The sequence below is a fragment of the Paracoccus ferrooxidans genome (assembly GCF_029909815.1).
Lineage (GTDB): Bacteria > Pseudomonadota > Alphaproteobacteria > Rhodobacterales > Rhodobacteraceae > Paracoccus > Paracoccus versutus.
The window spans coordinates 1,054,448-1,078,158 of the sequence record NZ_CP038202.1; the positions used below are offsets into that span (position 1 = coordinate 1,054,448).

Sequence of the window (23,711 nt, forward strand, 5' to 3'; positions counted from 1 at the left end):
TGATGCAAGCCGGCGCGACCAGCCGCACCGGCCATTCCCAAGACGGCGCGATCAGCCGCGCCGCGGGCCTTTTCCCTCTGGTCGCGCTCCCTTTCCGGGGGCGCGACTGGTTTTGGGGGCACCGGGTTTCGCGCCAGGTTTCGCGCCGGGCTTGCCGGTCTGGAACGCGCGGGCGGGCTTGCCCTGGCCCTTGGGCTTGAAGCCCGCCTCGCCGTGCTGCTTGAAGCTGCGCTCGCCCTCGGCGGCTTTCGCGCCGCCCTTGAAGCCGGGCTGACCGCCGCGCGGACCCTTGCTGAAGGGCTTGGCATCGCGCGCGGGCTTGCCTTCGCCCTCCGGGCGGTGGGCAAAGGGCTTGCGCTCGCCATCCTCGCGCTTGGCGAAGGGCTTGCGGCCTCCGTCCTCGCGCTTGGCAAAGGGCCGGGCCCCATCCTCGCGGCGGGCGAAAGGCTTACGCTCCCCATCCTCACGGCGGACAAAGGGCTTACGCTCACCATCCTCGCGTGGCTTGCGCGGACGGGCGTCGCCCTCGGCGCGCTTGGCGAAAGGCTTGCGCTCACCGTCTTCACGGCGCGCAAAGGGCTTGCGTTCACCATCCTCGCGCGGATTGCGCGGACGGGCGTCACCCTCGGCGCGCTTGGCGAAAGGCTTGCGCTCACCGTCTTCACGGCGCGCAAAGGGCTTGCGCTCGCCATCCTCGCGCGGATTGCGCGGACGGGCGTCGCCCTCGGCGCGCTTGGCGAAAGGCTTGCGCTCGCCATCCTCGCGACGGGCAAAGGGCCTGCGCTCGCCATCCTCGCGCGGCTTGCGCGGGCGGTCATCGCCCTCGGCCGCGCCGCGTTCGCGGAAGCTGCGCGGCTTTTCCTCGGCCTCGCCGGTCAAGAGCCCGCCCAGCTGGTCGCGCAGCACCTTGCGCTTGACCTCGCGCACCTCGTTTTCCTCCAGCCCGGTCAGCTTGAACGGGCCATAGCCGATGCGGATCAGCCGGTTCACGATCAGCCCGACATGGGCCATGGCGCGGCGGATCTCGCGGTTGCGGCCCTCGCGGATGCCGACGGTCAGCCAGGCATTGGCGCCCTGCTGGCTGTCCAGGCTGATCTCCATCGGCGCGAATTCCTCGCCGTCGATGGTGACGCCGCGGCGCAGCGGCGCAAAGGTCAGGTCGTTCGGCTGGCCGTTCACCCGCACGCGATAGCGGCGCAGCCAGCCGGTGGTCGGCAGCTCCAGCCGGCGCTTCAGCTCGCCGTCATTGGTCAGCAGCAGCAACCCTTCGGAATTCAGGTCCAGCCGCCCCACGGTCATCACCCGCGGCAGGTCGCGCGGCAGGGCGTCGAACACCGTCTGCCGCCCCTTTTCGTCCGAGGCCGAGGTCACCAGGCCGATGGGCTTGTAGTAAAGCCACAGCCGCGTCTCCTGCGGCTCTTCCAGCGGCTTGCCGTCGACGCGGATCCTGTCCGAGGGCATCACGTCCAGCGCCGGGCTGTCGATCTTTTGCCCGTTCACCGTCACGCGGCCTTCCAGGATCATCCGCTCGGCCTCGCGGCGAGAGGCGGCGCCGGCGCGCGCCATCACCTTGGCGATGCGCTCTGCCTTGGCGGCGGGTTTCGGTGCGGATTCGGGCGTGTCGGTCATGGCGATCTCCTGCGCATCTCTGCGGTGGCAAAGCGGTGCTTCTACGCTTAATGCCGCAGGATGGAAAGCAGTTCTTGCGCAAGCGACAGGCGCGGGCGAAAAGCGCGCATGGATTTTGCCTCGCACATGCCCGCAGCCCTGGACCAAGCCCGCGCCGCCGCAAGGCGCGGCGAGGTGCCGGTGGGCGCGGTCCTGACCGGCGCCGACGGCCAGGTGCTGGCCCAGGCCGGCAACCGCACGCGCGAGCTGCGCGACCCCACCGCCCATGCCGAGATCCTGGCGATCCGCGCCGCCTGCGCCGCCCTGGGTTCGGAACGCCTGCCCGGCGCGCGGCTCTGGGTCACGCTCGAGCCCTGCCCGATGTGCGCCGCCGCCATCTCGGCCGCGCGGATCGCGGTGCTCTATTACGGCGCCGAGGATCCGCGCATGGGCGGCGTGCGCCATGGCGCGCGGGTCTTCGACCATCCGCAATGCCATCACCGGCCAGAGATCATCGACGGCATTTCGGCAGAAGAATCGCGGCGGCTGCTGCAAGACTTCTTTCGCGAACGTCGGTGAGATGAGAAAAGCCGCGTCATGAAACCGTCGCGAAGGGTGCTTGCGCTGCACCGCAGCATGGATAGGATGCCCACCGGGCGAACATGGGGGGACTGATGTTCCGAAAGATTCTTATTGCGAACCGTGGCGAGATTGCGATCCGCGTGATGCGGGCGGCGAACGAGCTGGGCAAGAAGACGGTCGCGGTCTATGCCGAGGAAGACAAGCTGAGCCTGCACCGCTTCAAGGCGGACGAGGCCTACCGCATCGGCGGCGGCCTGGGGCCGGTGGCGGCCTATCTGTCGATCCCCGAGATCATTCGCGTCGCGAAGGAAAGCGGCGCCGATGCCATCCATCCGGGCTATGGGCTTCTGTCCGAAAACCCCGATTTCGTCGACGCCTGCACCGCCGCCGGCATCACCTTCATCGGGCCGAGCGCCGACACCATGCGGGCGCTCGGCGACAAGGCCTCGGCGCGGCGCGTGGCGATCCAGGCCGGCGTGCCGGTCATCCCCGCGACCGAGGTGCTGGGCGAGGACATGGAGGCGATCAAGCGTGAGGCCGCGCAGATCGGCTATCCGCTGATGTTGAAAGCCTCCTGGGGCGGCGGCGGGCGCGGCATGCGGCCGATCATGGGCCCCGAGGAACTGCCCGAGAAGGTGCGCGAGGGCCGGCGCGAGGCCGAGGCCGCCTTCGGCAACGGCGAGGGCTATCTGGAAAAGATGATCCTGCGCGCCCGGCACGTCGAGGTGCAGCTCTTGGGTGATGGGCATGGCGGGCTCTATCACCTCTACGAGCGCGACTGCACCGTGCAGCGCCGCAACCAGAAGGTGGTCGAGCGCGCCCCGGCGCCCTACCTGACCCCCGAACAGCGCGCCGAGGTCTGCGAGCTGGCGCTGAGGATCGGCCGCGCCGTCGGCTACCGCAACGCCGGCACCGTCGAGTTCCTGATGGATATGGACAGCCAGCAGTTCTACTTCATCGAGGTGAACCCGCGCGTCCAGGTCGAGCATACCGTGACCGAGGAGGTCACCGGCATCGACATCGTGCAAAGCCAGATCCTGATCGCCGAGGGCGCGACGCTGGCCGAGGCCACCGGCGTCGCCCGGCAGGAGGACGTGCATCTGAACGGCCACGCCCTGCAATGCCGGGTCACGACCGAGGACCCGCTGAACAACTTCATTCCGGATTACGGCCGCATCACCGCCTATCGCAGCGCCACCGGCAACGGCATTCGCCTCGACGGCGGCACCGCCTATTCCGGCGGCGTCATCACCCGCTATTACGACAGCCTGCTGGTCAAGGTCACGGCCCATGCCCAGACCCCGGAAAAGGCCATCGCGCGCATGGACCGGGCCCTGCGCGAGTTCCGGGTGCGCGGCGTGGCGACGAATATCGAATTCGTCATCAACCTCTTGAAGCACCCGACCTTCCTCGACGACACCTATACCACCAAGTTCATCGACACCACGCCGGACCTGTTCGCGTTCCGCAAGCGCCGCGACCGGGCGACGAAGCTCTTGGTCTACCTGGCCGACATCACCGTGAACGGCCATCCCGAGACCGCCGGCCGCCCCCGCCCGCCGGCCGAGGCCCGCATCCCGGTGCCGCCCCGGCCGCAGGCCGATCCGGCGGCCGAGCCCGCCCCCGGCACCCGCCAGCTGCTGGAGCAAAAGGGCGCCAAGGCCGTCGCCGACTGGATGCTGGGCGAGAGGCGGCTCTTGATCACCGACACCTCGATGCGCGACGGGCACCAGAGCTTGCTGGCCACGCGCATGCGCTCGATCGACATGATCCGGGTGGCGCCCTCTTACGCCGCGAACCTGCCCGGCCTGTTCTCGGTCGAATGCTGGGGCGGGGCGACCTTCGACGTCGCCTATCGCTTCCTGCAGGAATGCCCCTGGCAGCGGCTGCGCGACATCCGCGCCCGCATGCCCAACCTGATGACGCAGATGCTGCTGCGGGCCAGCAACGGCGTCGGCTACACCAACTATCCCGACAACGTGGTGCAAAGCTTCGTCGCCCAGGCGGCCAGGACCGGGGTCGACGTGTTCCGGGTCTTCGACAGCCTGAACTGGACCCCGAACATGCGCGTCGCCATGGATGCGGTGATCGAGAGCGGCAAGATCTGCGAGGGCACGATCTGCTATACCGGCGACCTGCTCGATCCCGCGCGCGCGAAATACGACCTGCAATATTACCTCAGGATGGCGCGCGAGCTCAGCGATGCCGGCGCGCATATCCTTGGCCTCAAGGACATGGCCGGCCTCTTGAAGCCCGCCTCGGCCGCCATCCTGATCCGCGCGCTGAAGCAAGAGATCGGCCTGCCGGTGCATTTCCACACCCATGACACCGGCGGGCTCAGCGGCGCCTCGATCCTGGCCGCGGCCGAGGCCGGGGTGGATGCGGTGGATTGCGCCATGGATGCGCTCTCGGGCAATACCTCGCAGCCCTGCCTGGGCTCGGTGGTCGAGGCGCTGCGCCACACCGACCGCGACACCGGGCTGGACATCGAGGCGATCCGCCGGATCTCCAACTACTGGGAGGCGGTGCGCGAGCATTACGCCGCCTTCGAGAGCGGCTTGCAGGCCCCGGCCTCGGAGGTCTGGCTGCACGAGATGCCCGGCGGCCAGTTTACCAATCTCAAGGCGCAGGCGCGCTCGCTCGGGCTCGAGGAGCGCTGGCACGAGGTCGCCCAGGCCTATGCCGAGGTGAACCGGATGTTCGGCGACATCGTCAAGGTCACGCCCAGTTCCAAGGTGGTGGGCGACATGGCGCTGGTGATGGTGGCGCAGGGGCTTTCGCGGGCGCAGGTCGAGGACCCGGCGGTCGAGGTCGCCTTCCCCGATTCGGTCGTCGACATGATGCGCGGCAACCTGGGCCAGCCCCCCGGCGGCTGGCCCGAGGCCTTGCAAAGGAAGGTGCTGAAGGGCGAGGCGCCGCTGACCGCCCGCCCCGGCGCGGCGATGCCGCCGGTCGACATCGCGGCCGCCCGCGCCGAGTTGGTCCGCCAGCTGGAAGGCAAGGCGGTCGACGACGAGGACCTGAACGGCTACCTGATGTATCCCAAGGTGTTTTTGGACTACATGGGCCGGCACCGGCAATACGGCCCGGTGCGGGTTCTGCCGACGCGGGCCTTCTTCTACGGCATGGAGCCGGGCGAGGAGATCGAGGCCGAGATCGACCCCGGCAAGACGCTGGAGATCCGGCTGCAGACCGTGGGCGAGACCGACGAGAAGGGCGAGGTCAAGGTCTTCTTCGAGCTGAACGGCCAGCCGCGGGTGATCCGGGTGCCGAACCGGCTGGTGAAGGCGCAGACCGCCGCCCGTCCCAAGGCCGATCCGACGAACGAGGGCCATCTCGGCGCCCCCATGCCCGGCGTCGTCGCCTCGGTCGCCGTCGCCCAGGGGCAGAAGGTCAACCCCGGCGACCTGCTGCTGACCATCGAGGCCATGAAGATGGAAACCGCCATCCACGCCGACAGAGCCGGCCTGATCAAGACCCTCCACGTCAGACCAGGTGAACAGATCGACGCAAAAGACCTCATGATAGAGATGGAGTGACGAAAGGGAACGGCCCGGCGCGCAGATGCGCAGGGGCCGTTCCGGCGAAGGAAGCGATGCAGGCGGCCCGCGGCCGGATCGCGTGCCGTCGCCCTGCCGCGCCTTCAATCGCGGCCCGGAAAAGGCGATGCCGTCCCCTGCCAAGCACTTGCCGAACCGGGGGCGGCCTCGTTTTTCCGGTGATTGCTTTCGGGGGTAGCGAGGCCGACCCCTGGCGCAGCGCGGCAGGCTGGCGATCCGCACGACGCAGGCGGGGCAGGCCGGCACCAGGCTTCAGTCCACGGCGTTCTGGAAGCCACCGATCAGGCGGAGCGATCCGAATGCAGCACCGGCCGCGAGGACGATCAGGGTGGTGGGACCGGCCCCCTGCGCAGCCGCGGCAGGCTGGCGATCCGCGCGACGCAGGCAGGGTCGGCCAGCGCCAGGTTTCAGTCCACGGCGTTCTGGAAGCCGCCGATCAGGCGGCGCAGCCCGAATGCAGCACCGGCGGCGATGGCGATCAGGGTGACGGGGCCGGACCAGGCCAGGGCCGCGAAGGCCGAGACCCCCTGCCCGACCGAACAGCCCATCGCCACCACGCCGCCCGCGCCCATCAGCGCCGCGCCGCCGACCTGCCGGCCCAGTTCGCGGGGATCCTCGCAGGCCTCCCATTTGAACAGGCCGCGGATCATCGAGCCGATCAGCGCCCCGGCCATGACGCCCACGACCGAGCCCACGGAAAAGGTGATCCCGCCCGCGGTCGAGGTCATCAGGTAGATCAGCGTCCGGCCCACCGGCGCGGTGAACGAGGGCCCCTCGATCTGGACCGCGCCCAGGCTGTGGTCGTAAAGCCAGCTGGTGCCGAAGAAGCACCAGCTGACCGCCAGGCCCGCAGCTGTGCCCCAGGCGATCATCTGCGGCCTTGCCCGCAGCGGCGCATATCCCAGCCCCCAGGCCAGTGCCCCGGCACCGAACAGCGCCACCGTCAGCGGCGCCGGCAGGCCGAGCAGGCCCAGGTCGTGGACGATGCCCTGCGGGCCGCTTGCCTCGGGCTGGGGGAACAGCAGCACGCGCAGCGGCGCCAGCGGCCCGGACAGGACGATGAAGCCGATGATCGCCATCACCACCACCACCACCAGCGAGCGCAGGTCGCCGCTGCCGAAGCGCACCAGCGCGCCGAAGCCGCAATTCCCGGCCATGGCCATGCCATAGCCGAACACCAGCCCGCCGACGATCGAGGCCAGCGGGTTCCAGCGGATGGTGTGGTAGAAGCTGTTCTCCAGCTCGATCCAGCCCACCAGGGCCAGCGCCTGCGTCGTCAGGATGGCCACCCCCAGCACCACGCCCCAAAGCCGCAGCCGCCGGGCGTCCTTGCCATAGACCGCCGATTCCAGCGCGCCGAGCGTGCAGAAGTCCCCAAGCCGTGCGGCAAGTCCCAGCACGATCCCGCCTGCCAGCCCGACCAGGGCGGCGAGCAATCCATAGGGCAGCTCATCCATCGCATCTCTCCCATTCCCGCGGAAATCCGGTTCCGCGGCCTCCCGGCACCGCCCCCGCCTCCCCGCGGGATCAGCAATCCGTCCCGAACAGCTTTTTCAGAACGACAAGCAAGTCAACGACCTTGGGATCGAGGATCGAATAAAAGATCGTCTGCCCGTCGCGCCGCGCGCTGACCAGTCCTTCGTGGCGCAGCCGCGCCAGTTGCTGGCTGACCACGGCCTGGCGCGAGGACAGCAGATTCTCCAGCTCGGTCACGCTTTTCGGGCCGCTCATCAGATAGCACAGGATCATCAGGCGGCCGTCATGGCCAAGCGCTTTCAGAAAGGTCGAGGCATCGTTCGCAGCCTTGATCAGCGCGTCGAAATCGGCTTCCTGTTCCGGTTCCTGCCGGATGTTCTCGATACCGCCCAAGGGCTCATCCCCATTCCCTTCGGTCCCTAAATGCCGGGTAAGCCGGCGCGCGGCAACCCAAACCGGAGGGCTGGGCCAATTTATCGCGGATCGGTGGTGGAATCAGGCTCGGCCTGGCCGATCAGCCGGGCGAGCATGGGCCAGAAGAAGTCCTCGCCCGGATAGCCTTCCAGGCGGCCGAACTCGACCTCGCCGGCCATCAGCACGAAGGTGGGGGTGAAGGTCACGGGCCGCGCCAGCTCGACGCCCGAGGGCAGGGGGTCGCGCATCTGCAGCCGCTGCACCGGCGCGGCCCTGCCCTCGTCGGTCAGCGGATATTGCGGCGCGATCTCGGCGTCCCAGCGCGCGCAATAAAGGCAGCCGGGCTGTTCGAACATCAAGAGCCGCAGCTCTGCCGCCCATGCCGCCCCGGCCGGCCATGCCGCAGCAAGCAGCGCCAGCAGCATGGGCTTGGACAGGGGCATTCCAGAACAGGATTGACGCCATAATTTGAACATAGGAATATTCTAATATAACGCCGGCCGCCGGGCAAGCATCGGCAGCACGGCAAGTTGCGGGGGGTAACGATGCTGGATGTCACCTATGGCGGGGCCGCGCTGGCGGGGCTGCTTTCCTTTCTTTCGCCCTGCATCCTGCCGATGGTGCCGTTCTACCTGTCCTATATTGCGGGGGCGTCGGTGCGCGAATTGCGCGACGGCGGCACGGTGGCGCCGGGCGCGCGCCGGCGGATGGTGCTGCGCGCGCTGGCCTTTGCCCTGGGCGTGACGACGATCTTCCTGCTGCTGGGGCTGGGGGCCACGGCATTGGGCAAGGCCTTCGCGCAATGGAAGGAAACCCTGTCCTGGGTCGCCGCCGGGGTGCTGATCCTGTTCGGCCTGCATTTCCTGGGCGTGCTGCGGATCGGCCTGCTTTACCGCGAGGCGCGGGTGCAGACCGAGGCCAAGCCCTCGACCCTGATCGGCGCCTATGTGATGGGGCTGGCCTTCGGCTTCGGCTGGACGCCCTGCGTGGGGCCGGCACTGGCGGCGATCCTGATGGTGGCCTCGGGCATGGGCGAGTTGTGGCGGGGCGGGCTGCTGCTGGTGGTCTACGGCCTGGCGATGACCCTGCCCTTCGTGCTGGCGGCCTTTTTCGCGGCGCCGTTCCTGTCCTGGGTCGCGCGGCACCGCGCGCTGATGGGGCATGTGGAAAAGGCGATGGGGGTCATGCTGATCGTCTTCGGCATCCTGATCGCCACCAATTCCGTCAATGCCATCGCCGACTGGATGATTCGCAACTTCGACTGGACAGCCACGCTTACCTGAGAGGAGCCCGACCATGAAACCGATCCGCGCCCTGGCCGCCTGCCTGCTGCTGGCGGCAGCACCCGCAGCCGCCGCCGAAATCGGCGACGACGGCCTGCACAAGCCCACCTGGCTGCGCGAGACCTTCAAGGATCTGCGCGAGGATCTGGCCGAGGCCAATGCGCAGGACAAGCGCCTGCTGATCCTGGTCGAGCAGCGCGGCTGCATCTATTGCGCCGAGATGCACGAGAAGGTCTTTCCCGACCCCGAGATCGACGCGCTGATCCGCGACGGCTATTTCGTCGTCCAGATGAACCTGTTCGGCGATGTCGAGGTCACGGATTTCGACGGCACCGCCCTTTCGGAAAAGGACATGGCCGTGCGCTGGGGCGTCATGTTCACGCCGACGATGATCTTCCTTCCCGAGGAAGTGCCGGCCGACAAGACCGCCGCCCAGGCCGCCGTGGCGATGATGCCGGGGGCGTTCGGCAAGGGCACGACCAGCGCCCTGCTGACCTGGGTCCGCGCGCATGGCTATGAAAATGGCGAGCATTTCCAGAAGTTTCTGGCCCGCGAACTGGAACGCAAGGACTGATCCGGCCCCTTCGGACCGGCATACATATAAATATTCAAAAATTGCTATATTTATGTTGTAAGGACCGGCGTCCATTCGCTATCATCAACCCAGGGAGAGCACAGGGAGGACAGCATGAGCAGCCATCTATGGTATGCGTCGGTGGTGGCCATGGCCATCGCGACGCCTGCCATCTGTGAAACGGCACCTAAGGAAGTGGTCTATGTCGAAGGCGCGGTCGAGGCTTCCCTGACCGGCGCCCCAGGCAACCCCGAGGAAGGGGTTCGGGTCATGACCACCAACGCGCTTGGCAACTGCGTGGCCTGCCACCAGATCGGGGCGCTGCCGGACGTCGAGTTTCCGGGCACCATCGCCCCGCCGCTGGACGGCGCCGGCGATCGCTGGACCGAGGCCCAGCTGCGCGGCATCGTCGCCAATGCGAAGATGACCTTCGAGGGCACCTTCATGCCGGCCTTCTACAAGGTGGACGGCTTCGTCCGGCCCGGCGACGGCTTCACCGGCAAGGCCGGGGCCGAGCCGCTGGCCCCGATCCTGAACGCACAGCAGATCGAGGATGTCGTGGCCTTCCTCGTGACGCTGAAGGAATGACGCCTGATCTCTACAGGCCCGACAATCAAGGAGAAAGACATGATCCTTTCAAGACGTGAGGCGCTCTGGATCGGCTTTGGCGGGCTTGCCGCCGCCGCCCTGCCGGGCAAGGCCGTGATGGCGAGCACCGTTGACGAGTTGACTGCGGCCTTCACCGGCGGCGCGGCCGCGGGCGAAGGCGGGATTACCCTGACCGCCCCCGAGATCGCCGAGAACGGCAATACCGTGCCGATCGAGGTCAGCGCCCCCGGCGCGGTGTCGGTCATGCTGCTGGCGGCGGGCAACCCCGAGCCGGCGGTCGCCACCTTCAACTTCGGTCCCGCCGCCGCCGACCAGCGCGCCGCGACCCGCATCCGCCTGGCCCAGACCCAGGACGTGATCGCGCTGGCGAAGATGGGCGACGGTTCGATCGTGAAGGCCCAGACCACCGTCAAAGTCACCATCGGCGGCTGCGGCGGCTGAGTCCAGGAACAGGAGAATTACGATGGCAGATGATGCAAAGCCCCGCGTGAAGGTTCCGAGTTCGGCCAAGGCGGGCGAGAGCGTGACGATCAAGGCGCTGATCTCGCACAAGATGGAATCGGGCCAGCGCAAGGATGCCGAGGGCAAGCTGATCCCGCGCTCGATCATCAACCGCTTCACGTGCGACCTGAACGGGGTGAACGTGGTGGACGTGGCGATCGACCCGGCGGTCTCGACCAACCCCTATTTCGAATTCGACGCCAAGGTCGATGCGGCCGGGGAATTCAAGTTCACCTGGTATGACGACGACGGCTCTGTCTACGAAGACGTGAAGCCGATCTCGGTCGCCTGAGCGCCGCAAACATCCAGATCCAGGGAGGAGACGCGATGCTGCGCTTTACCAAGACAAAAGGCACCTTGGCCGCCACGGCCCTTGGCCTCGCCCTTGCGGGCGCGGCTTTCGCGGACCCGGTCGAGGACGAACTGGTCATCGAAGCCGAGGAGGGCCAGGTCGAGATCGTGACCAAGACCGCACCGCCCGCCTTTCTGGCCGATACGTTCGATGCGATCTATTCCGGCTGGCATTTTCGCGACGACACCACGCGGGATCTGGAGCGGGACGATTTCGACAACCCCTCCATGGTCTTCGTGGACCGCGGCCTTGACAAGTGGAACGCGGCCATGGGCACGGGCGGCGAAAGCTGCGCCAGTTGCCACCAGGGACCGGAATCCATGGCCGGGCTGCGCGCCGTCATGCCTCGGGTCGACGAAAAGACCGGCAAGCTGATGATCATGGAGGATTACGTCAACGCCTGCGTGACCGAGCGCATGGGCCTGGAGAAATGGGGCGTGACCTCGGAGAACATGAAGGACATGCTGTCGCTGATCTCGCTTCAGTCGCGCGGCATGGCGGTCAACATCAAGATCGACGGGCCCGCTGCCCCCTATTGGGAGCATGGCAAGGAGATCTACTATACCCGCTATGGCCAGCTGGAGATGTCCTGCGCGAACTGCCACGAGGACAACAACGGCCTGATGATCCGGGCCGACCACCTGAGCCAGGGCCAGGTGAACGGCTTCCCGACCTACCGGCTCAAGGACTCGGGCATGGTCACGGCACAGCAGCGTTTCGTGGGCTGCGTCCGCGACACCCGCGCCGAGACCTTCAAGGCCGGCTCGGACGACTTCAAGGCGCTGGAGCTTTACGTCGCCTCGCGCGGCAACGGCCTTTCGGTCGAAGGCGTGTCGGTCCGGCACTGAAGCCTTGCGACCGCCGGCCCTGCCGGCGGTCCCCTTCCCTACCAATCGAAAGGGCAATGCTTCGGCGCGCCTTGGCGCGGCGGAAGAGTCTTGTCCGAAACGCATAGGAGTAACCGGGGGATGATTACCCGACGTGAGTTCATTCAGGTCGCCATGGCCACCTCGGCCCTGGTCGGGGCCTCGGGTTTCGGGACATGGTCGCGGGTGTCGGCGCAGCAGGCGCTGACCCAGGACCAGCTGCTGCAGTTCGACGATTTCGGCAATGTGACGTTGATCCATGTCACCGACATCCATGCCCAGTTGAAACCACTCTATTTCCGCGAGCCCGAGATCAACATCGGCGTGGGCGACGCCAAGGGCAAGGTGCCCCATGTCACCGGCGCCGAGTTCCAGAAGATGTTCGGCATCGCGCCCGGCTCGGCCGATGCCTATGCGCTCAGCTACCCGGATTTCGAGGCCTTGGCGCGCGGCTACGGCCGGATGGGCGGCATGGACCGCGTCGCGACCGTGGTCAAGGCGATCCGCGCCGCCCGGCCCGACTCGATCCTGCTCGATGGCGGCGACACCTGGCATGGCTCGATGACCTCGTTCCTGACCAAGGGCCAGGACATGGTGAACGTGATGAACGCGCTTGGCGTCGATGCCATGACCAGCCATTGGGAATGGACCTATGGCACCGAGCGGGTCAAGGAGATCGTCGAGACCCAACTGAAGTTCCCCTTCCTCGGCGCGAACATCTTCGACGTGGAATGGGACGAGCCGGCCTTCGAGCCCTACAAGATCTTCGAGCGCGGCGGCCAGCGCATCGGCGTCATCGGCCAGGCCTTCCCCTACATGCCCATCGCCAACCCGAAATGGATGTTCCCCGAATACAGCTTCGGCATCCGCGAGGAACGGATGCAGCAGGTCGTGGACGAGCTGCGTGCCGAGGGCGTCGACCTGGTCGTGGTCCTGTCGCACAACGGCTTCGACGTCGACAAGAAGATGGGCGGCCGGGTCAAGGGCATCGACGTGATCCTGTCGGGCCATACCCATGACGCCGTCCCCGAGCCGGTCCTGATCGGCGAGACGATCCTGATCGCCACCGGCTCGAACGGGAAATTCGTCAGCCGCGTCGACCTGGACGTGCGCGACGGCAAGATGATGGGCTTCCGCCACAAGCTGATCCCGATCTTCTCGGACGTCATCACGCCCGATGCCGACATGGCCGCCCTGATCGACGCCGAGCGCGCGCCCTTCAAGGCGCAACTCGAGGAAAAGATCGGCACCACCGAAAGCCTGCTCTACCGCCGCGGCAACTTCAACGGCTCGTGGGACGACCTGATCTGCGACGCCATCCGCACGGAACGCGACGTGCAGATCGCGCTGTCGCCGGGCGTGCGCTGGGGCACCACGCTGCTGCCCGGCGATGCGATCACCCGCGAGGACGTCCACAACGTCACCTCGATGACCTATGGCGCGGTCTACCGCACCGAGATGACCGGCGAGACGCTCAGGACCGTCCTGGAGGACGTCGCCGACAACATCTTCAACACGGACCCCTATTACCAGCAGGGCGGGGACATGGTGCGCGTGGGCGGGCTGGCCTATGCGATCGACGTGTCCAAGCCGATGGGGCAACGGATCGGCGCCATGGCGCTGGCCGACACGGGCGAGGCCATAGAGCCCGCCAAATCCTACACAGTCGCCGGCTGGGCATCGGTCAACGAAGGCACCGAGGGCCCGCAAATCTGGGACGTGGTCGAATCGCATATCCGCAAGATCGGCACCGTCCGTCTGCAACCCAACACCTCGGTCACCGTGACCGGGGTCTGACAATCACGAAGGAGCGTTCGCCCATGAAAGACGAACTCACCAAGGACGGCAAGGACGCCGTCGGCACCTCGCGCCGCGCCTTTCTGCGCGGGGGCGCGGTGGCCGGGGCCAGCCTTGTCACCGGCACGGGCCTGGCCCGCGCGGCCGAAACCCCCGACCCGCTGATTACCGAAATCCAGCCCTGGGCCTCGGAATTCGGCGAGGCGGTCGATGCCAATCCCTACGGCCTGCCGATCCATTTCGAATCGCATGTGAAGCGGCAATATGTCGAATGGCTGACCGAAAGCCCGGTCTCTTCGATCAACTTCACGCCGATCCATGCGCTGGAAGGCACGATCACGCCCCAGGGTTGCGCCTTCGAGCGGCACCATTCCGGCTCCATCGAACTGAGCAAGCAGGACTACCGGCTGATGATCAACGGGCTGGTGGAAAAGCCGCTGGTCTTCACCTTCGAGGATCTGCTGCGCTTTCCCCGCACCACCACCACCGCCTTCTGCGAATGCGCGGCAAACGGCGGCATGGAATGGGGCGGCGCGCAGCTGGAGGGCTGCCAGTATACCCAGGGCATGATCCACAACATGGAATATGTGGGCGTGCCGCTGTCGGTGCTGCTGGCCGAGGCCGGGGTCAAGCCCGAGGGCAAATGGCTTTACGCCGAGGGCGCGGATGCCTCGTCCAACGGTCGCTCCTTCCCGATGGAAAAGGTGATGGACGACATGATGCTGGCCTTCTTCGCCAATGGCGAGGCGCTGCGCAAGGAACACGGCTATCCCGCGCGCCTGGTCGTGCCGGGCTGGGAAGGCAACATGTGGGTGAAATGGGTCCGCCGCCTGGGGATCTATGACAAGGCGGTGGAAAGCCGCGAGGAGACCTCGAAATACACCGACCTGATGCCGGACGGCCGGGCGCGGAAATGGACCTGGGTGATGGATGCGAAATCGGTCATCACCTCGCCCAGCCCGCAGGTGCCGATCCGCCACGGCAAGGGGCCGCTGGTGATCTCCGGCCTGGCCTGGAGCGGCAACGGCCGCGTCACCCGCGTCGATGTCTCGCTGGACGGCGGCAAGAACTGGACCACGGCGCGGATCACCGGCCAGGCCCTGCCCAAGGCGCTGACCCGCTTCCACCTGGACATCGAATGGGACGGGTCGGAAATGCTGCTGCAATCGCGCGCCGTGGACGAGACCGGCTATGTCCAGCCAACCAAGGATGCCCTGCGCGCCATCCGCGGCCGCAACAACGTCTATCACAACAACGGCATCCAGACCTGGTGGGTCAAGGCCGACGGGGAGGTCGAGAATGTCGAAATCGCTTGAGCTGTTTTTGGGCTCGGTGCTGGCGGCCTCGGTGCTTGCCGGTCCGGCCATGGCGGAAAAGCTGGGACTGGGCCGCGCGGCCCTGCCCGAAGAGATCAGCGCCTGGGACACGGCGGTCCTGCCCGACGGCCAAGGGCTGCGCCCCGGCTCGGGCGATGTCGCCACGGGGGATGCGCTTTTCGCCGACAACTGCGCCTCGTGCCACGGCGACTTCGCCGAGGGGCTGGACAGCTGGCCGGTGCTGGCGGGCGGCGACGGCAGCCTGACCGATCCGCGCCCGGTCAAGACCATCGGCAGCTACTGGCCCTATCTGTCGACGGTCTACGACTATGTCCATCGCTCGATGCCCTTCGGCTCGGCGCAGACCCTGTCGGTGGACGACACCTATGCCATCACCGCCTTCCTGCTTTATTCCAACGGGCTGGTTGAGGACGATTTCGTCCTGACCCACGAGAACTTCACCAAGGTCGTGCTGCCCAATGCCGAGGGCTTCTATCCCGACGACCGCGACCAGAGCGAATATCCGCTGTTCTCGAAAGAGCCCTGCATGACGGATTGCACGGTCGGGGTCGAGATCACCAAGCGCGCGGTCGATCTGAACGTGACGCCCGAGGATCCCGACGGCCGCCCGGCCGGCAGCATGCCCAACCTGGGCGCAGCCGCCGACCCGGCCGAACCCGCCGCGCCGGTCGAGAAGAAGGCCGAGGCCGCGCCGGCCGAAGCACCGGCGCAAGCCGCGCCCGAGGTCGTGGTCAAGACCGCCGCCGCGGCGCCGGAAACCCCGGCCCCGGCGGAAGCCGCGGCCGCCGCGGACCCGGCGCTGCTGGCCCAGGGCGAAAAGGTGTTCAAGAAATGCGCCGCCTGCCACAAGGTCGGCGACGGCGCCAAGAACAGCACCGGCCCGACGCTGAACGGCATCGTCGGCAGCCCGGCGGGCAAGGTCGAGGGCTTCAAATACTCCAAGCCCCTGCTCGCCATGGCCGCGGATGGGCTGGTCTGGGACGATGCTTCCCTGCACACCTATCTGGAAAACCCCAAGGGGATGATCAAGGGCGGCAAGATGTCCTTTGCCGGGCTGAAGAAAGAGGACGAGCGCGCCGCCGTCATCGCCTATCTCGCCACCTTCGCCAAGTAACCCATGAGACAGCGCAAGCTTCTGCCCGCGCTGTTCCTGGCCGCTGCGACCGGCACCACGCCGGCCGCAGCGGCCGAAATCGGAGACGCGGTCCACGGGGCAGAGCTGTTCGGCAAGGAATGCTCGGTCTGCCACCGGATCGGCAAGGGCGCGCGCCATTCCGTCGGCCCGCGGCTGAACGGCGTCTTCGGCCGCCGCGCCGCCAGCCTGGCCGATTTCAGCTATTCCAAGGCCATGAAGCGCAAGGGCAATGACGGGCTGACCTGGACCCTGGAAACGCTCGACGCCTATATCGAGAACCCCAAGGCGCTGGTGACCGGCACGCGCATGTCCTATCGCGGGCTGGCCGATCCCCAGGCGCGGGCCGATCTGATGGCCTATATGCGCGACTATTCCGACCGGCCCCAGGACATTCCCGAGGCCGAGCCCACCGCCCGCCGCAACGCGCCGGTGCTGTCCGAAGAGGTGCTGGCCCTGCGCGGGGATCCCGAGTTCGGCGCCTATCTGTCGGCGGAATGCACCACTTGCCACCAGCGCGACGGTTCCGACCAGGGCATCCCCTCGATCGCCGGCTGGCCGCAGGAGGATTTCGTGGTCGCCATGCACGCCTACAAGCAGAAATTGCGGCCGCATCCGGTGATGCAGATGATGGCCGGCAGGCTCAGCGAGGAAGAGATCGCGGCGCTGGCCGCCTTCTTCGCCACGCTCGAATGACCGAAAAGCGGCCGGTTGCCACGCACCGGACCGTTCATCAGGGAGGAGAGAAAGATGATCCTGACGAGACGATCGCTGATCGCGGGCGCCACTGCCGCCACCGGGCTGCTTTATGCGCCCGTCGTCCTGGGACAGGGCAAGCCGAAGGTCGTCGTCATCGGCGGCGGCGCCGGCGGCGGCACGGCGGCCCATTACATGGCCAGGGATTCCCAGGGCGCGCTGGACGTGACCCTGGTCGAGGCCAATCCGGTCTATACGACCTGCTTCTTCTCGAATCTCTATATCGGCGGGTTCCGCGATTTCGAAAGCCTTCAGCACGGCTATGACAAGCTGTCCGCCGCCGGGGTCGCCGTCGTCAACGACACGGCCGTCGGGGTGGATCGCGCGGCGCGGACGGTCACGCTGGCGGGCGGGCAGGTGCTGCCCTATGACCGGCTGGTGCTGTCGCCCGGCATCGAGTTCAAGGAGGATTCGGTCCCCGGCTGGTCGCTCGAGGCGGCCGAAATCATGCCCCATGCCTACAAGGCCGGGCCGCAGACCCAGCTGCTCAGGCGCATGATCGAGGCGATGCCCCAGGGCGGCGTCTTCGCCATGGTCGCGCCCCCCAACCCCTATCGCTGCCCGCCCGGCCCCTATGAGCGGATCAGCATGGTCGCGCATCTGCTCAAGCAGGGCAATCCGACCGCCAAGATCATCATCCTGGACCCCAAGGAAAAATTCTCCAAGCAGACGCTGTTCGAGGAGGGCTGGGGGAAATATTACAACGGCATGGTCGAATGGATCAGCCCCGAATTCGGCGGCGCCAGCGTCGAGGTGCGCCCCGACAGCATGGAGGTGCTGGTCGAGGGCACGGCGCAAAAGGTCGATTGCTGCAACGTGATCCCGGCCCAGAGCGCCGGCCGGATCGCCGCCATCGCCGGGCTGACCGACGAGAGCGGCTGGGCCCCGGTGCATCCCGACAGCATGAAGTCGCGGATGGACGAGAATGTCTGGGTCCTGGGTGATTCCAGCGCCCAGGGCGACATGCCGAAATCCGCCTTCTCGGCCAACAGCCAGGCCAAGGTCGCCGCCATGGCGATCCGCGGCGAGCTGACCGGCTCGCGGGTGTTCCCGGCCAAGTATTCCAACACCTGCTGGTCGCTGCTGGCCCCCGATGACGGCATAAAGCTGGGCGCGTCCTACCAGCCGAACGGCGACCGGATCGCCAGCGTCGAGAACTTCATCAGCAACACCGGCGAGGATGCCGCGCTGCGCAAGCTGACCTATGAGGAAAGCCTCGGCTGGTATGCGGGCATCACCGCCGACATCTTCGGCTGAACCGGAAGGACGAACCCATGCAACTGAGCCGCCGCCATTTCCTTGCGGCCTCGGCCGCCGCCCTGGCCCTGCCCTACAGGCGGGCCTGGGCCGCCACCACCCTGACCATGGGTCCGGTGCGCATCGACAGCCTGTCGGACGGGCATTTGGAACTGCCGCTGGATTTCACCTTCGCCGGCCTGCCCGAGGCCGAGGTCTCGGCCCTCATGGCCCGGCACGGGCTGGCGGCGGGCGCGCTGACGCCGCCCTGCAACCTGACGCTGCTGCGCGACGGCACCAACACGGTGCTGTTCGACCTGGGATCGGGCCCGGACTTCATGCCGACCGCCGGCAAGGTGGTCGAGGCGCTGGAGGCGCTGGGGCTGGCGCCCGAGGACGTGACCCATGTGCTGATCACCCATGGCCATCCCGATCACCTCTGGGGCCTGCTGGACGAATTCGACGAGCCGGTCTTTGCCCAGGCCGAATACATGATCGGCCAGGCCGAGTTCGACTATTGGATGGACCCCGCCACCGTCGACAGCATCGGCGAGGAGCGCGCCAGCTTTGCCATCGGCGCCTCGCGCCGGCTGGAGGTGGTGGCCGACAGCATCCGCAAGCTGGCGGACGGCGAACAGGCCCTGCCCGGCATCACCGCGCGTCTGACCCCCGGCCATACCCCCGGCCACCTGGCCTATGAGATCGCGACGCCCGAGGGCGCGCTGATGGTCGTGGGCGATGCGATCGGCAACCACCACATCGCCTTCGAGCGCCCCGACTGGCCCTCGCCCTCGGACCAGGATCCGCCGCTGGCCGCCGCCACCCGCATTGCGCTGCTGGAACGGCTGGCGGCGGATGCCATGCCCTTCATCGGCTACCACCTGCCGCAAGGCGGGCTCGGCCGGGTCGAGAAGGCGGAAACCGGCTATCGCTTCACGGGAGAGATCTGATGCGCAGACTGATGCTTTGCCTGGTCGCCGCGCCCGCCTTCGCCTCCGAGGACATCCCCGACCAATACCCGCAATCGGTCCTGTATTCGAAGCCGGTCGAGGTGATCCCGAACGTCTTTTCGGCCATCGGCGCCACCGCGCCGCCGACCTATGACAATGCCGGGCACAACAACAACCTCAGCTTCATCGTGACCGACGAAGGCGTGGTGGTGGTGAACTCGGGCGCCTCGTGGCAGCTGGCCGAGGCGCTGCACGCGGAAATCCGCGCCGTCACCGACCAGCCGGTCAAGCTGGTCATCAACGAAAACGGCCAGGGCCACGCCATGCTGGGCAACGGCTACTGGGCGGCGCAGGGCGTGCCGATCCTGGCGCATGAAGAGGCCGCCGCCGAATTCGCCGACGGCGCGCCGCAGGATCTGGCCGGCCTGCAGAACTATGCCCGCGAAAGGGCCGAGGGCACGGTCATCGCCCATCCGACCGAGACTTTCACCGACCGCAAGGACATCACCATGGGCGGCGTCGCCATCGAGGTGCTGCACCTGGGGCCCGCGCATTCGCCCGGCGACACTCAGGTCTGGATCCCGCAATGGTCGATGATGATCGCCGGCGACATCGCCTTTCACGAGCGCATGCCGCCGATCTTCGAGGGCACCTGCACCTCGTGCTGGATCGAGACATGGGAGACGAAATTCGCGCCGCTGGCCCCGGCCCATGTCATTCCCGGCCATGGCCATCCGACCAACCTGGCGCAGGTGACGCGCTATACCCGCGACTACCTGGCCGATCTGCGCGAAAAGATCGGCGCGCATATCGAAGAGGGCGGCGACCTGGGCGGCGCCTATTACGTCGACCAGTCGCGCTGGTCGCGGCTCGATACGTTCGAGGAACTGGCGACCAAGAATGCCGGCGTGGTCTTTGCCGAGATGGAGTTCGAATAAGGCTGCGGCCGGGCGGGCACCTGCCCTGCCCGGCCGCTCCGGCCCGCCGGGTTACATCCCGTGCATCTTGGCCTTGTCCAGCTTGTAGCTCCAGGGCAGGCCCGCGTTCTTCCAGCCGTTGACGCTGCGGGTTCCGGCCAGCGGCCCGTCCTTGGCAAGGTCGCCCTCGAACCCGTCCGTCACCGACCAGACATTGCCGAAGCCCGCCTTGGCCAGTTCGTTGGCCGCCTTGGCGCTACGGTCGCCCGACCGGCAGATCAGGACGATGGCCGCATCCTGGCCAAGGCCCTTGGCCCCCAGGCGGGCCCGGACCTCGTCGATGAAGCCGGGATTGCTTTCCATCTTGAAGGTCGAGCGCTTGTCGTCCCAGGCGGGCGATGCGGGCTGGATCATGTGGGGCACGTTGGCATCCGCGACGGTCGCCATGCCGACAAAGGCCACCTCGCCGGGCGAGCGCACATCCAGAAACAGCACCTCCTGCGGGGACTGCACGACCTTTTCATAGGCCTCGGCCGCGGTCAGATACAGCTTCTGCACCGTCTGCTTGTTTTCGGGCAAGGCTGCCGCATCGCTCGCCCAGGCTGGAGCCAGGGGCGACAGCGCTGACAATGCCAGGCCAAAAAGAATGGCACGCATGTGAAATCCTCTCCTGCTTATATAGCAAGATACGAATATACGACTTGAGCGATATGACGAAGCGATTTCATGCGTCCCGGCCGGCATTTTCCGGCCCCTGCCTTTTCCCGCCCCCGGCCGGTCAGGCCGTCGCCCGATGCGCGGATTGGTCCACCAGCCAGTCGGTGATGACGGCGCCGATCCACATGCACAACAGCGCAAGCCAGGCCGTCGCCACGAAGATCGAGCCGCCCGAGACGCCGGCGCCGATGGCGCAGCCCCCGGCCAGCATGGCGCCGAAGCCCATCAGCGCCGCCCCCAGCATCGAGCGCCGCATCTGCCCCTCGCCCTCGAAGCCCTGGAACTTCAGCCGCCGCTTCAGCGCTGCCGACAGGAAGGCGCCGACAAAGACGCCCGGCACCAGGCCGATGTCGAAATCCAGGATCGGGCTTTCAGTCAGAAAGAACATCAGCGTGCTGGCGGAAGGCCCGGAAAAGGTGGCCGAGGTCACGCTGACCGGATCGAAAGCCTGCTGCGACAGCGAAAAGGTCAGCACCCAGCCAAGCGCCACCGCAAAGCCCACGCCCGAGGCAAAGACCAGCACCGGCAGGCCGATCCGGTTCGCCCGCGCCAGCCAAAGCGCCAGCACGGCACAGCCGATGCCGACCAGGATGGCGCCGGATTCGCGCAGCGGCAGCGCCGTCAGCAGGCTGACATTGCGCCCGCCCGGCGTGGTCCACAGCCCCGCCAGCTCCTGCCGCAAGGGGGCCAGCCAGCCATGCAGCGCCATCTGCGCCACCACCGCGAAGATCAGCCCCGACACGACCGAGCGCAGGTTCCCCGTCGCCGCCAGCACCAGAAGCCGCCCCGAACAGCCGCGCGCCAGCACCATGCCGGCGCCGAACATCAGCCCGCCGATCACCGCGCCCGACCAGCTGCCGGTGACGGCCATCATCCGCGCCTCCTCGGCGCGGAACAGGCCCAGAAGCCCTGCCCCCTGGACCCAGATCACCGCGGTCGAAAAGGTCAGCAGCCAGACCGCGACCTTGGGCCCCAGGCTGCCACGGGCGAATTCCACCGTGGCCGCGCGCAGGCAAAAGGACGACCGTTCCGCGGAAAAGCCAAAGACGGCCCCGACCAGCAGGCCGAAGATCGCGGCCAGTTGCGGCTCGGGAACATGCTCAAGCAGAAAGTCGAGATCCATGGCAGCCATCCTTTTCGACATATGGCCCCGGCCGCCCCGACCGCGCCTTGACATGGATCATATCCGGGCCAAAGCCCAGGCATCAACGCGGCACGCGGCCGCCCCGCCCGGAATTGCCGGTCGCCTGCGATAAAAACGCCAATGATCCGGCGGATTCCAGGACAACCGGCCGGCAAGGTTTCTGGAAGCCGAGCGATGAAGATCGCATAATCGGTGCGCCCATCGGCGCAAATCGACCAGGCAAAACGCTGAAATGGAAAGGCGATCTCCTGCGGCCCCAGCGACGCAAAACCCGATGATCGCCGGGATTAAGATCGCATGCCGCGCATGGCCATCGGACGGCTTGAAATGCTGCCGGCGTCGCCAATGGAGTGATTGAAAAACCGCGGCGCTGGATCTTGATATTCCGACCGCCCGGCGGCTATTTTCGAACGATCAGCGCGGCGCCTTCGCCGGGCGCCGGTTTCCGGCGTGAATGCGGCAGCGGCGCCAATCGCCTATCGAAAGGAACTGCAAATGACCGAGATCGATCTGAACGCCATGTCCCTGGCCGAGCTGAAACAGCTGCGCAAGGATGTCGAAAGGGCCATCACCGGTTTCGAGGCCCGCCGCAAGGCCGAAGCCCGCGCCAAGGCCGAGGAAGCCGCGAAACAATTCGGCTTTTCCCTGACGCAATTGATCGAGACGGCGGCGCAGCGTCCCGCGGCCGCGCCGAAATATGTCCACCCCGAGAATCCCGACCTGACCTGGAGCGGGCGCGGCCGCAAACCCCGCTGGATCGCCGAAGGATTGGCCGCCGGCAAGGCGCTGGAAGATTTCGCCATCTGAACGGCATTGCCCCCGGCAGATCGAATGCGGGGCCTTGTCCCGGCTAGACCTTTTCGCCCGCCCGGTCGAAACGGGCCTGGGCATCATGGATCGCGTCGATATTCGCCATCGCCCATTCCGCCAGCGCGCAGACCGGCTTGCGCAGCGAACGGCCAAGCTCGGTCAATTCGTAATCCACGCGCGGCGGAATGCTGGGCGTCACCGTGCGCGACACCAGCCCGTCGCGCTCCAGCCCGCGCAGGGTCAGCGTCAGCATGCGCTGGGAAATGCTGGGGATCTCGCGGCGCAATTCGCTGAACCGCCGCGGCCCCTCGGCCAGGACCGAAACGATCAGCAGGCTCCATTTGTCGCCGATCCGCTGCAGGACGGCGGCAAAGGCCCGGCAACCGAAACTGTTGGGGTCATGCATCTGGTTTCTCCGGTTTCCTTGCCGTGACCGGGTCACAGCCATGTAACTGCGGCACAGGATTGTGCCTTCTTGCGGGGGTCTTCCCGATGGTTATCTAAGCGGCCTCAGTATAAATTCCATACCTAGGAGACAAAAGTGACCATCCTGCATATCGACAGCAGCATCACCGGCGACAACAGCGTCAGCCGCATCGTCAGCCAGGCGATCATCGACCGGCTGGCCGAGGCCCGGCCCGGCGTCCCCGTCATCCGCCGCGACCTGGCCGGCGCGCCGCTGCCGCATCTGACGCTGGATGCGCTGGCCGACAGCGCGGTTCTGGACGAGTTCCTGGCCGCCGAGACGGTGGTGATCGGCGCGCCGATGTATAACTTCACCCTGCCCAGCCAGCTCAAGGCCTGGATCGACCGCATCGTCGTCGCCGGCAAGACCTTCCGCTATACCGCCGAGGGACCGGAGGGGCTGGCCGGCGGCAAGCGCGTGATCATCGCGCTGGCGCGCGGCGGCTTTTACAGCGACGACGCGCGGGTGGCGCTGGAACATCTGGAAAGCTACCTGCGCTCGGTCTTTGCCTTCATCGGCATCGAGGCCGAATTCGTGATGGCCGACGGCGTGAGCATCGGCCCCGAACAGCGCCAGGCCGCCATCGACCAGGCGCTTGGCCAGACCCGGCAGCTTGCCGCATGA

Annotated in this window: 24 protein-coding genes; 17 read left to right on the top strand and 7 right to left on the bottom strand. The window is 67.1% G+C overall.

Features of this window, described 5'->3' with window-relative positions:
* Positions 1-51: 51 nt before the first annotated feature.
* On the bottom strand, positions 52-1,629 hold the full coding sequence (locus tag E3U26_RS22190; RefSeq protein WP_499106653.1) for a pseudouridine synthase: 1,578 nt from the start codon (positions 1,627-1,629) through the stop codon (positions 52-54).
* A 108-nt stretch (positions 1,630-1,737) separates the two neighbouring features.
* Here E3U26_RS22190 and E3U26_RS22195 point away from each other — a divergent pair, with 108 nt between their 5' ends.
* Positions 1,738-2,187 carry a nucleoside deaminase gene (locus E3U26_RS22195; protein ID WP_114535491.1) on the top strand — a complete coding sequence of 150 codons (450 nt, stop codon included), beginning with the start codon at positions 1,738-1,740 and terminating at the stop codon, positions 2,185-2,187.
* 95 nt (positions 2,188-2,282) lie between these two features.
* Positions 2,283-5,729 (top strand): pyruvate carboxylase, encoded by a 3,447-nt coding sequence (locus E3U26_RS22200; protein WP_499106485.1) that lies wholly within the window; start codon positions 2,283-2,285, stop codon positions 5,727-5,729.
* 428 nt (positions 5,730-6,157) lie between these two features.
* Here E3U26_RS22200 and E3U26_RS22205 read toward each other — a convergent pair whose 3' ends face one another.
* From E3U26_RS22205 to E3U26_RS22215, 3 genes are all read right to left on the bottom strand, one after another.
* Positions 6,158-7,207, bottom strand: coding sequence for a YeeE/YedE family protein (locus E3U26_RS22205; RefSeq protein WP_499106655.1), 1,050 nt, complete (start codon positions 7,205-7,207; stop codon positions 6,158-6,160).
* 70 nt (positions 7,208-7,277) lie between these two features.
* Positions 7,278-7,601, bottom strand: coding sequence for an ArsR/SmtB family transcription factor (locus E3U26_RS22210; protein WP_243700249.1), 324 nt, complete (start codon positions 7,599-7,601; stop codon positions 7,278-7,280).
* 98 nt (positions 7,602-7,699) lie between these two features.
* On the bottom strand, positions 7,700-8,083 hold the full coding sequence (locus tag E3U26_RS22215; protein ID WP_243700248.1) for a thioredoxin family protein: 384 nt from the start codon (positions 8,081-8,083) through the stop codon (positions 7,700-7,702).
* 102 nt (positions 8,084-8,185) lie between these two features.
* On the opposite strand from E3U26_RS22215, the gene E3U26_RS22220 reads away from it, so the two are divergent.
* From E3U26_RS22220 to E3U26_RS22280, 13 genes are all read left to right on the top strand, one after another.
* A complete protein-coding gene (locus E3U26_RS22220; RefSeq protein WP_499106656.1) occupies positions 8,186-8,923 on the top strand; it encodes a cytochrome c biogenesis CcdA family protein in 738 nt (245 codons plus the stop codon).
* A gap of 13 nt (positions 8,924-8,936) precedes the next feature.
* On the top strand, positions 8,937-9,497 hold the full coding sequence (locus E3U26_RS22225) for a SoxW family protein (RefSeq protein ID WP_072464283.1): 561 nt from the start codon (positions 8,937-8,939) through the stop codon (positions 9,495-9,497).
* Between the two features lie 114 nt (positions 9,498-9,611).
* The gene (gene soxX / locus E3U26_RS22230; protein ID WP_036757787.1) at positions 9,612-10,085 is read left to right on the top strand and encodes a sulfur oxidation c-type cytochrome SoxX; all 474 of its coding nucleotides are present in this window, start codon (positions 9,612-9,614) and stop codon (positions 10,083-10,085) included.
* A 39-nt stretch (positions 10,086-10,124) separates the two neighbouring features.
* Positions 10,125-10,547 carry a thiosulfate oxidation carrier protein SoxY gene (gene soxY, locus E3U26_RS22235; RefSeq protein ID WP_036757785.1) on the top strand — a complete coding sequence of 141 codons (423 nt, stop codon included), beginning with the start codon at positions 10,125-10,127 and terminating at the stop codon, positions 10,545-10,547.
* Between the two features lie 22 nt (positions 10,548-10,569).
* The gene (gene soxZ, locus E3U26_RS22240; protein WP_036757783.1) at positions 10,570-10,899 is read left to right on the top strand and encodes a thiosulfate oxidation carrier complex protein SoxZ; all 330 of its coding nucleotides are present in this window, start codon (positions 10,570-10,572) and stop codon (positions 10,897-10,899) included.
* A 35-nt stretch (positions 10,900-10,934) separates the two neighbouring features.
* Complete coding sequence (gene soxA / locus E3U26_RS22245; protein ID WP_499106657.1) at positions 10,935-11,807, top strand: sulfur oxidation c-type cytochrome SoxA; 873 nt, start codon at positions 10,935-10,937, stop codon at positions 11,805-11,807.
* A gap of 120 nt (positions 11,808-11,927) precedes the next feature.
* Complete coding sequence (soxB, locus tag E3U26_RS22250; protein WP_072464279.1) at positions 11,928-13,622, top strand: thiosulfohydrolase SoxB; 1,695 nt, start codon at positions 11,928-11,930, stop codon at positions 13,620-13,622.
* Between the two features lie 23 nt (positions 13,623-13,645).
* Positions 13,646-14,938, top strand: a complete 1,293-nt coding sequence (gene soxC / locus E3U26_RS22255; RefSeq protein ID WP_036757778.1) for a sulfite dehydrogenase — start codon at positions 13,646-13,648, stop codon at positions 14,936-14,938.
* Positions 14,922-16,073 carry a c-type cytochrome gene (locus tag E3U26_RS22260; protein ID WP_499106659.1) on the top strand — a complete coding sequence of 384 codons (1,152 nt, stop codon included), beginning with the start codon at positions 14,922-14,924 and terminating at the stop codon, positions 16,071-16,073. The genes soxC and E3U26_RS22260 overlap by 17 nt, the downstream gene beginning before the upstream one ends.
* 3 nt (positions 16,074-16,076) lie before the next feature.
* Positions 16,077-16,787, top strand: coding sequence for a c-type cytochrome (locus tag E3U26_RS22265; RefSeq protein ID WP_036757774.1), 711 nt, complete (start codon positions 16,077-16,079; stop codon positions 16,785-16,787).
* A gap of 54 nt (positions 16,788-16,841) precedes the next feature.
* Positions 16,842-18,104, top strand: a complete 1,263-nt coding sequence (locus tag E3U26_RS22270; RefSeq protein WP_072464276.1) for an NAD(P)/FAD-dependent oxidoreductase — start codon at positions 16,842-16,844, stop codon at positions 18,102-18,104.
* Positions 18,105-18,121: 17 nt separating this feature from the next.
* Positions 18,122-19,033, top strand: a complete 912-nt coding sequence (locus E3U26_RS22275) for an MBL fold metallo-hydrolase (protein WP_499106661.1) — start codon at positions 18,122-18,124, stop codon at positions 19,031-19,033.
* Entirely contained in the window at positions 19,033-19,971 is a 939-nt protein-coding gene (locus E3U26_RS22280; RefSeq protein ID WP_036757768.1) for an MBL fold metallo-hydrolase, read from the top strand. The genes E3U26_RS22275 and E3U26_RS22280 overlap by 1 nt, the downstream gene beginning before the upstream one ends.
* A 51-nt stretch (positions 19,972-20,022) precedes the next feature.
* Here the strand turns inward: E3U26_RS22280 and E3U26_RS22285 are convergent, their stop codons facing one another.
* A complete protein-coding gene (locus E3U26_RS22285; protein ID WP_072464274.1) occupies positions 20,023-20,607 on the bottom strand; it encodes a rhodanese-like domain-containing protein in 585 nt (194 codons plus the stop codon).
* A 121-nt stretch (positions 20,608-20,728) separates the two neighbouring features.
* On the bottom strand, positions 20,729-21,790 hold the full coding sequence (locus tag E3U26_RS22290) for a YeeE/YedE family protein (protein WP_114535903.1): 1,062 nt from the start codon (positions 21,788-21,790) through the stop codon (positions 20,729-20,731).
* Positions 21,791-22,306: 516 nt separating this feature from the next.
* Here E3U26_RS22290 and E3U26_RS22295 point away from each other — a divergent pair.
* The gene (locus tag E3U26_RS22295) at positions 22,307-22,618 is read left to right on the top strand and encodes an H-NS histone family protein (protein WP_114535902.1); all 312 of its coding nucleotides are present in this window, start codon (positions 22,307-22,309) and stop codon (positions 22,616-22,618) included.
* A gap of 43 nt (positions 22,619-22,661) precedes the next feature.
* Here E3U26_RS22295 and E3U26_RS22300 read toward each other — a convergent pair whose 3' ends face one another.
* Positions 22,662-23,027: a winged helix-turn-helix transcriptional regulator gene (locus tag E3U26_RS22300; RefSeq protein ID WP_036757763.1), complete on the bottom strand. Its 366-nt coding sequence runs from the start codon at positions 23,025-23,027 to the stop codon at positions 22,662-22,664.
* Between the two features lie 135 nt (positions 23,028-23,162).
* On the opposite strand from E3U26_RS22300, the gene E3U26_RS22305 reads away from it, so the two are divergent.
* A complete protein-coding gene (locus E3U26_RS22305) occupies positions 23,163-23,711 on the top strand; it encodes an FMN-dependent NADH-azoreductase (RefSeq protein WP_036757762.1) in 549 nt (182 codons plus the stop codon).